Genomic DNA, 9,130 nt, shown 5'->3' with positions numbered 1-9,130 from the left:
GAAACCGTCAACAACAAGCGGGCAAGCCCATGGTGCGAATCTAAATGATCATAAAAATAGCTTTCCCCTGCAAATAAACACATCACACACCAGCTCGCCCCCAGCAAGCTACGCTTTTCACTTCACACACGATACTGTAAAGACCACTTAACCATTTGAGGATTAAAATCCCATGCTGGTTACTTACCTGGCGCTTTGCTCACCAACGCTGCTCGTATTGTAGGATGATTTTAGGGATGCCTGGTCGTCAAGTTTATGCAAAAGGGTTTTCACGATCGGCTTGCGGGTGCTTTTAATCTGGCCCACCCTGGAGTGTCCTAGGTTTTTAGGTCCAGGTGACTTGAGTGTGGTCCATTGATGCCCCGCCACTAGGTGGGGAGAATGGAGCAATGGTGAAAAAGTTCAGTAAACACGCGCCCGAACAGATTGTTCGCAAGCTCGACAAAGCGCGGGAGTTGAGGGAATCAGGATCGACGACAGCTCAGACTTCAATCTTCTTGTGCGGTGCAAATTCGGAATATGCCAGCCTATCTAATACCGCTGTATTTAACAGTGTTTTAAATCAGCATTACACCCGAAACTAAAAGCTTTTTATTGAGTCCTAACTCGCTGTGCTTCCAGCCACTGCTGCACTCCCGGATGAGCAGTAATCTGCAAATTAGGACTAGCTAACACCCGACCATCTGCCGTGAAAAAAACCGTGTCTATGTGCTGTTGAGTCGCATCCAAATCCATAGCTCTTTCCAAACCCAACACTAAGAAAGCGGTTGCCCAAGCCTCACACTCCATACCATCAGCCGCACAAACTAAAACGGCAACAAGGTCCGTAAATGCCGGCTTTCCAGTACTTGGATCTAAAACATGGCTAACGCGCTTACCCGAACCTATTCGTGTAGCTGTATCAGCACTAACAGAAAGCGCCGGATGAGTAAGCAACAAGTGCCCAAACTCTTCCAATCCCTCCCAAGGGCTTTGCAGGCCAACGCATACTGGGTCACCCGCAATCGAAATAGAGGAGGAACCAAATGACACCACCACGTTTTCCCCTCCCTTAGAAACTACCAAATCACGCACCTGATCTGCCGCATACCCCTTGGCGATACCTCCAAAATCAATTATGGAATCACTAAGCTCAAATTCTCTATTCGCCCTTTCAGCCACCAATTTTTTCCAATCACGCATTTGACGGCCCAAAAACGGGTAAAATGCGCCTTGAGTCAAATTCGCGAATTTTACGGATGCTTCCATGACTCGTGCCAGATCGGAAGAAAACCGATTTGCCTGCAATATATCTTCCAATCGGAAAAGTAATTCAGCTCCAGCATCATGATTTTCCAAACCAACTTCCGCGCTCCCTGCCAGGCTGTAAACGTTGGAAGAATGCAAGAGGGAGCTTCTGAATTTTTTCAAAATATCTTCCGAACCAGCATTTAAAATACGGCTAAGTGCGACCACCTGCGAAGTTTGCTTAAATATGCTAAGCCTATTTTCTAGTTCTCTAACTCGTTGACGAATAAGACGCTGAATTTCTTCAACATTCCCCGCCGGTTCCCAAGTGGCGCACACCAGCGTACCCATAGCGGGAAAGCTATATGAACCATGCCCGATCACTCAGATTACCGAGTCTTACTTTTCGGCGCCAGCGTTAAGCACGGCGTCTTCAACCGCCTGCATGAATAATCTGTGTGAAAGAGATCCACCAGCGATGCGCTCAACCTGATTTTGATCCGACGTCTCCTGGAACTTTTGCACATAGCTTTTTTCGTGCTTTATCGCGTCTTGCGCTCTTTGATAAAAAATCGGATCATGTGCTTTGCCATCGGTTCCCAAACCATAATCTTCATCATGGGGCGTACCATCAGCATCCTTTACTAAAAAGTTTGCCTTAGTGACTTTTCCTCCACTAATTGTGAAATTCACTGTGCCGTAAGAACCATCAGCTTCTTTTTGTGAAACTCCTTCATATTCCCCATCTGGCAAAGTGTTTGCAGCCGGCACATCGGCCGAGCACCCGCCAAGTACTGCAACTCCCACAATCGCTGCTATAGCTAACAATCGGGAACTTCCCATAAGGCCCTCCAAGTTTTCTAACTTTTAAATATTTGGCATTTTGCGATTATTCGGCTCCTGTTAATAAGTTTCACCGAAACGTAATTCTTTTATAGGAGAATCGGCCAGATCGGTGACCTCTTGGGCAATTCGCCCGTGCTCTAAAATTATTTGCCGCTGCCCTTGTGCAGCCACTTCGGCATCATGCGTTACCACTACCAAAGTTGTTCCCTCTTCATGCAGGCGATGAAAGAAATCTATAACTATTTTTTCATTAGTCTCATCTAAATTTCCGGTGGGTTCATCAGCGAGTATCACGGCCGGACGATTTATTAAAGCTCTGGCCACACAGACACGCTGTTGCTCCCCTCCAGAAAGTTCATGAGGTAGATGCGTAGCTCTGTCTTTCATCCCCACCTGTTCCAGTGCTTCAAGCGCTTCCTGCTCATCAGGAACCGAATGATAGTACTGCGCCAACATCACGTTTTCCACAGCGGTTAGGTGTTTAACAAGATGGAACTGTTGGAACACTAGGCCGATTTTATGACGGCGTACATCTGCCAGCTCCACCTCGCCCATTTTATCTAGACGGTCGCCTTCTAAAAGAACCTCACCCGAAGTGGGTGAATCCAAACAACCCAAAATATTCATCAGGGTCGATTTCCCCGAACCAGATGGGCCCACTATGGAAAGCCATTGACCACGCGGAATTTCCAAGCTCACGTTGTCGAGTGCCGCAAGATCGCCGTAGTGCCGACTAGCCGAGCGTACTGAATATATAGAATCTGCGGGCATTATTCTCCCCCTAGAACTTGTGAAGGATCTATTTTGGTGATTCTGCGTGCTGGCATCAAACAGCCCAGCATCGCTATGACTATTGAAAATATGAGTGTTATTGGCACGACCCACCAATTTATATTCAGGTTTATGGCAAACACACGGCGTGATATTTCCGCTGCGATCCACACCCCTGTAGCTGCACCTAACGTCCCCCCGAATACTCCCAGCATAAGCGATTCTCCTACGAATTCGCGCATAACATCACCAGGCAGTGCACCAAGAGCCTTCTTCAATCCGATTTCCTTGGAGCGTTCTGAAATTATCGAATTAAGAGTTGTGGAAACCGCTATCAAGGTGAGCAGCGATATTATTGCCGAAACTATCCAAATTAAGGTACGCAAAGTAGTGGCGATTCCGGTTTCCGCCTCTGAAATACGGCGCACTACTTGAGCGTCAGCATTTTTTACTTTAGTGTTTATTTGTTTGGCGTATTGCGCAATTACTTTAGAGTCTGCATCTATTGAGTACTCGATGATGTCATAACCACGATCTCCTAAAAATTCACTTAGTGTTTTAGTGCTCATTACTATCTGCTCGTCTTCCGGCCCTCCGGTGTGAATAATTCCAGAAACCTTCATCTGTTTAGAGACCGCATTTTCAGACGTGGGTTGCATCAGACCAACCTCATCCCCAATTGAGAAACGATAACGCGTAGCCACATCTGCGCCCACCAAGAATTCATCATCATTAGCAGGCATTTTCCCATCTAAGTTCCAATATGGGCGGACACCTTGCACAGCGTCCAAATCCGTTGCCATTACCTGCAATGGCTGCTGATTGTATAGTAGGTTTCCATACTGGTATCCGGCGCGTTTAAGTACGCTGTTGCCAACTATGGAATCAGTTTCCTGCAATGTGCCATCCGTAAGGTTTTCTGAAGAATCAGGCAATATAACCATATTGGCACCAAACGCACGCAACTCCTTACTCATTTGGGCCGGAACAGTGAAGGCCACCAAACCCAATGCGGCCAAAGTTGTACCCCCCACCGCTATTGACAGGGAGGCAATGAAAACACGGGTAATCCGATTTAAAAACGCCTTCCAGATCATGCGCAAATACATCGCAGTATGCTTATTCTTCACGGTTACCTCCCGTGCAACACTTGGGCCGGCTGCACACGTACCAGTGAACGGATGGCAGGCAAAGATCCCAAAAGTACGGTTACAAACACAATTAACGCCATTAGAGGGGCCACAATTGGCCGCATAGCTATAGCGGATCCAAAAACAATGTGTCCGATTAGTTGAGCCAATCCGAAACCTAAAGCAAATCCAACAACTCCGCCAAACAACCCAACGATAAGAACCTCTGCCAACATGAGTCGAATAATTTCTCGGTTTCGTGCACCTATAGCCTTCATTAAACCAATTTCACGTGAACGCTCCATAACCGAAGCGAACACCAAATTCGCAATCCCTAAAGACGATCCAATCACTGCAAATAGGGCAACAAAAGCCATAATAAGCTCAGTTTTATTAAGGATCTCCCCCTCAGTATCTGCAACTTGACGTACGGGCTTAGCCACTGCGTTGGTCATAACTTCCTCTATCTGATAGGCAATAGAGGAAACATAGGCCGTGCAATACCATGTTTCCCACTCGTCCAAAGTGAGCAATGTAGGATCTTCAGCAGCTTTACGAGACAGATCATTATCCGGCGTAGTAATTGCGCGTACCTCTACCCGATCAACCTCATTATCCCGCCCGGTAAGCTGTTGAACCAGATCAAGATCTGCATATATTTGCGAATCTTCTGCATCTCCGCCCGTAAAAATTCCGGAAATAACCACATCGACAACATCACCGTTTTTATCACGAATTTGTAAAGTATCGTCAACTTTCCAATCATTCTTTGTAGCAATACGGGAACCCACTATTACCTCTTTAGGCGTCTTTCCCCAAGTTCCCTCCCATTTCCACCATTCCCGCATGCCGTCCATACCCGTCATAACCTTTTCTCCGGTTGGAATGGCGAGTTCTTTATCAAACCAGGTACCCCGCACCTGCTCTTCTTTACCGTCTACTTCAAGCTTTGTTTCCAAATAGGGAGTGAAGTTTTCAATATTGTACGTCCAAAATATGGTTTTCATATTCGGTAATTCATCTTCCCGCAACGCGCCGCCACCCTGCTCGGAAGAGTCAATATTGTACAAATCCGCGGCCATTGCCCTACCTTGGGGAAGAACCTGCAAATTAGAACCATAAGAGCTGAGTTCTTCTTGTACTTTATCTCCAACATCAAACATCACCGCCAGCATCGATGTTGTAAGGGAAGCACCCAACATTACTGTCACAGCTATCATCAGGCGTTTAACTGCCTGCCTACGCAATGCGCGGGCTATCATAATCCAGAAAAACATATCAGCTAAACACCTTCTCGTGGCTTTCTAACTCTTCAGCGAAAAACTTTAAGCGAGTATCTTCCACCTCATATTTGATTGGGATCGGGTTGCAACCGCCGGGGAATCCAATGGTTTGCACGTTCATCATCACGTCACACTTAGAACAAATTATTTTTCCCTTATCTTCGTAATATCCCGAATCTCCACAAATTTCACAGGCATCTAAACCTACGCCAAAAGCGACCTCATTTTTACGCACCACCAAAAATCTAACTTCCACTCCGTTTCCTGTTTTGTACCCAAAACGATGTAGGTGACCATCAGAAACCAGCAGACGATCCACGTATACAAAATCGCCTTCCAAGGTCGCGGCTTCCAAATCTGTTAGTTCAGGAACATACTCTGAGCGTCTCTTTCCATCCGTCAACGACCAGGCAAACGCAATTGCAAGGACCGAAGATAAACCAAAAAATTGACGGCGGCTTATGGTGTCTGCTTTTTGTAAACGGCGCTCTGCAGGATTATGTGGAGGTTTTTTAACCTGCGTCCACAGCGCTATAAAACCAGGGAAAGCAATTAGAAACACTAGTATCAGCTGAGTCATCGCCTCATTGCGTTGAATCCACAAAACTATGTCAAATAGGCCGGGGAAAGACGGCACTATCCGCCTCGTAGCGAACTGTTGATACAGCAAAATCATGCGGGGCAGTATCATCGCCATGAAAACTACCGAAGTGACTAGGGTGCGCACCCACCAAGGAACTTTTTTCGCACATTGGACATATCCCCAACAGGCAACCACCGCCAAAATTGTTCCTAAAGAAAACCCGGCCAAACGTAAAAGGGAGGCGGTTTCAAAAACTGATCCACCCGTGTGCACAATCGAATCGGTGGAATAAAAATATGGAACCGCATAGTAAAGAGCAGAGGTACATATAGCCAATATCGCGGTTATGGTCAGCCCCCGGTGGCGCATTCCCTGGTTTATATCATGCAAATCCCTATCGCCAAACAACCAAAGCATTACCAAAAACGCGAACATGGTAATAAACAGCGCGATTCCCGCCCAGGCGGTAAAAACAGGAATATCAACGTGCGGGGTGTTCAACCGCAACCATGTGAAAACACCCGCGCCCAAAAGGCCAATAGCGGTTGAAGCAAAAGTTAGTTTGGCAACCGTTTGTCGCTCCATAGGTGCATGAGCTCGGCTGGCTACCAAAATACTCACCGCTAGACACAAAGGAAGCGCCGTTTGAATTGAAACAATGAACAATTCCAACATGTAAATCCCTGCAAAAAGTTAAAAATAGCTACTAAATTATTTAGTTCAAATAACCGATCATGAAACTGTACATAAGTGTGAGAGCTCGGCGGCAATGCCCCGAGCTCTCACACGCGGTTAGCTTAAAGCAGCTGGCCGTCCCACTTCCAGTTTTCGAAAGTGAACTTCAGTGGCTCGGTCCAGAAACGCCCGTCAACAGCGGAGGTATCTTTTCCAGTGTGCAGCATGAACTTGTCAGCAGGTGAAGGAATCTCAACTTCAACACGGTACTCGCCCGGTTCCAGCTTGATGTTATTTCCGTAGTGCGGGCCGTCAGAAGCCACCATGGGCATCATCGTCCCTAAATCCTTGACCAAGCCACCCGTGGCCTGATCATAAATTTTCACGTTTATCTCCAAGTAAGGCATGAACTGATCGGCTTCATAACCGATTTCAGCAGCCTTCTCATTGGTAGCAACGTCAACTTCGAAGTGCATGTCAGATTCGGAAGCCGGCGGTACTAGCACCGAGCCTTGCTCCATGTCGATTGCCTGGAAGTAAACCAAATCAACAGTTAACGGACCACTGGTCTGCGGGCCTGAATCGCCAACCGGAATTTCGTTAATTCCTACTGCCTGCCCTTTTTCAGCAGAGCTCGTCTTTTCGTCGGCGGTATTCTGCACAGAAGTACCCTTTTCATCCTTGGGCTTGTCACCAGAATCATTCGAGCAACCAGCAAGACTCAAGGTAAGCGCGAATGCCGCTCCAAGAGCAACCATTGCTTTCTTGATCTTCATTTAATTTTCCTTTCGTGTTTCGGGATTTCCCGGCCAAAATTGGAGATGTTAGAACTGATGTAACGTTACTGACTAAACAGAAGTTGTATCTTTCACCGATCTTTGTTCGTTATTTGCTGCGCTAGCACAGCTCTCCCGTTTTGTGTTTTTGCTGATGCGATATTGCACAACAGCCAAAATTATGAGAATTACAACCACAATTGCCTGTGCCACCAAAGTCTGAACCGTTGGGTAAAGACCAAGCACAGCTATTTCCGGTACGCCCGGAACATCAGTTGTATGCAGCCAAGTTGCATCCTGGAACTCTTTAGCAGCGCCACCCGCAATGGTAACTGCCAACATGCCCAACAGAACCGAAGTCCACCGGAAGAACTTCCTGATTGGTAGACGAACTCCAAATACCCACACCAGTAGGAATAGGATTATCAAAATGACTAGTGCAACTCCCACCCCAAGCCAAATGAATGCGTAATCCGAACCGGAACGCGCCGCGGTGAGTATAGGAGAGAAGAACAATATGGTTTCCGCGCCCTCACGCAACACCGCCAGGAACGCAACCAAGGCTAGTCCGAATACGCCACCCGACTGAGTCTTAGATCCGGCAACAGATTGCATGTACTCATTCCATTTGGCCCCATGAGACTTGGAGAAGATCCAGTTGGAAACGTATATGAGCATCAGCACCGCAGCAATACCGGTAAAGCCCTCGATCAACTCTTGTGCCAACCCTGAAACGTTTGATGTGAGGCGAGCCAGCACTATAGCGATCATTACCGACAAAACGATGGCTGCGACCACGCCGACTATGATTCCAGCTACCTGATCCTTACGCTTTGCCTTCATAGCATAGGTAATAACAGCAGCCACAACCAGGAGGGCTTCAGCACCCTCACGCAGCAGAATTAGGAACGAGGCAAAGAATCCCTTCCACCCAAGTCCCTCATTGGAACCAGCCAGCTTGTCCAGCTCAGTGGCGTCCTCATTCACCATTGACTTTAAGTTTTCAGCTATCTTGACAACTTCATCGTGTGCCAATCCGCCACGAATTCCCTGACGCAGATCTCGGAATCCGTTTTCAACTTCAGAAACTCGCCCCTGCCCTATGTAGGAGATTGTTGCCTTCTCTAGCCCCTCGGCTTCATAGTGTTGTAAGTAGGCAGCGGTAGCGTGCTTGTAGCCCTTATCCACATCACCCGCGCCGTACTCTTTAACAGAGGTGTCAATATTTTCCACGATTGCTTGGGCTACCCTAGTCCACTGATCTGAAATAGTCTTAGTGGTGGCAAGTTCGGCAACGTCTTTATTTAGATGGTCAATGGCAGTTTTTACCGCTTGTTCGACCTCGTCTTGAGGTGCCCCCTCATTGGAAAGCGTGCGCACGTTTAGCAAAACTGCAACAAAGTCTTCTTGCCTATCCCGCCCGAGCCTGTGGCGAATTTGATCTTCAAGGCCGGAAACCTGGTAAATATCATAGTAAGCTTTTCTGATGGAGTGTTGAACTGCCTTAGAATCTCCCGAAGCATACTCGGCAGGAATACCCTCCAGGTACTCTTCCATTTTTGTTACTACCGGCTGCCAATCCTCTTCTTCTTGTGCATTCGCCGTAAGAGACGAAGAAAGAGCGAAGAACACTCCCACAAAGAGGAAAATCGCTAAAATCTTCGATATTCGCGCGCCCGATGCACTGCTAGGCGAAAACGCCATCATTCGCCCTCCAGCTTTTGTTAGCCTAACCTAATAACCAGTATGAGCATACGCGCTACCACTTTAATTGCGCAAGGCCGGCATGTTGAAAATAGGATCTTTGAGAACAAGTTCTCAAGGGATACTCCAAATGAA

8 protein-coding genes are annotated in these 9,130 nt (G+C 47.3%); all 8 read right to left on the bottom strand.

Features of this window, described 5'->3' with window-relative positions; genetic code table 11:
* Positions 1–591 precede the first annotated feature (591 nt).
* Positions 592–1,578: an FAD:protein FMN transferase gene (locus HMPREF3174_RS09110; protein ID WP_083297722.1), complete on the bottom strand. Its 987-nt coding sequence runs from the start codon at positions 1,576–1,578 to the stop codon at positions 592–594.
* Between the two features lie 48 nt (positions 1,579–1,626).
* Positions 1,627–2,070 carry an FMN-binding protein gene (locus HMPREF3174_RS08275; protein ID WP_062614285.1) on the bottom strand — a complete coding sequence of 148 codons (444 nt, stop codon included), beginning with the start codon at positions 2,068–2,070 and terminating at the stop codon, positions 1,627–1,629.
* A gap of 60 nt (positions 2,071–2,130) precedes the next feature.
* Entirely contained in the window at positions 2,131–2,844 is a 714-nt protein-coding gene (locus HMPREF3174_RS08270; protein ID WP_016444852.1) for an ABC transporter ATP-binding protein, read from the bottom strand.
* On the bottom strand, positions 2,844–3,974 hold the full coding sequence (locus tag HMPREF3174_RS08265; RefSeq protein ID WP_016444851.1) for an ABC transporter permease: 1,131 nt from the start codon (positions 3,972–3,974) through the stop codon (positions 2,844–2,846). Before HMPREF3174_RS08265 ends, HMPREF3174_RS08270 begins: the two co-directional genes overlap by 1 nt.
* A 2-nt stretch (positions 3,975–3,976) precedes the next feature.
* Positions 3,977–5,251 (bottom strand): ABC transporter permease, encoded by a 1,275-nt coding sequence (locus HMPREF3174_RS08260; protein ID WP_016444850.1) that lies wholly within the window; start codon positions 5,249–5,251, stop codon positions 3,977–3,979.
* Position 5,252: 1 nt separating this feature from the next.
* Positions 5,253–6,515 carry a DUF2318 domain-containing protein gene (locus tag HMPREF3174_RS08255; RefSeq protein WP_070448364.1) on the bottom strand — a complete coding sequence of 421 codons (1,263 nt, stop codon included), beginning with the start codon at positions 6,513–6,515 and terminating at the stop codon, positions 5,253–5,255.
* A gap of 122 nt (positions 6,516–6,637) precedes the next feature.
* Positions 6,638–7,291, bottom strand: coding sequence for an iron transporter (locus HMPREF3174_RS08250; RefSeq protein WP_180947739.1), 654 nt, complete (start codon positions 7,289–7,291; stop codon positions 6,638–6,640).
* A 72-nt stretch (positions 7,292–7,363) separates the two neighbouring features.
* Complete coding sequence (locus HMPREF3174_RS08245; protein WP_062614283.1) at positions 7,364–8,998, bottom strand: FTR1 family iron permease; 1,635 nt, start codon at positions 8,996–8,998, stop codon at positions 7,364–7,366.
* Positions 8,999–9,130: the final 132 nt, after the last annotated feature.

The sequence above is a fragment of the Trueperella sp. HMSC08H06 genome (assembly GCF_001808465.1).
Classification (GTDB): Bacteria; Actinomycetota; Actinomycetes; order Actinomycetales; family Actinomycetaceae; genus Trueperella; species Trueperella bernardiae.
The sequence above is the reverse complement of the archived record's forward strand: the minus strand, read 5'-3'. Positions and strand labels throughout refer to the sequence as shown.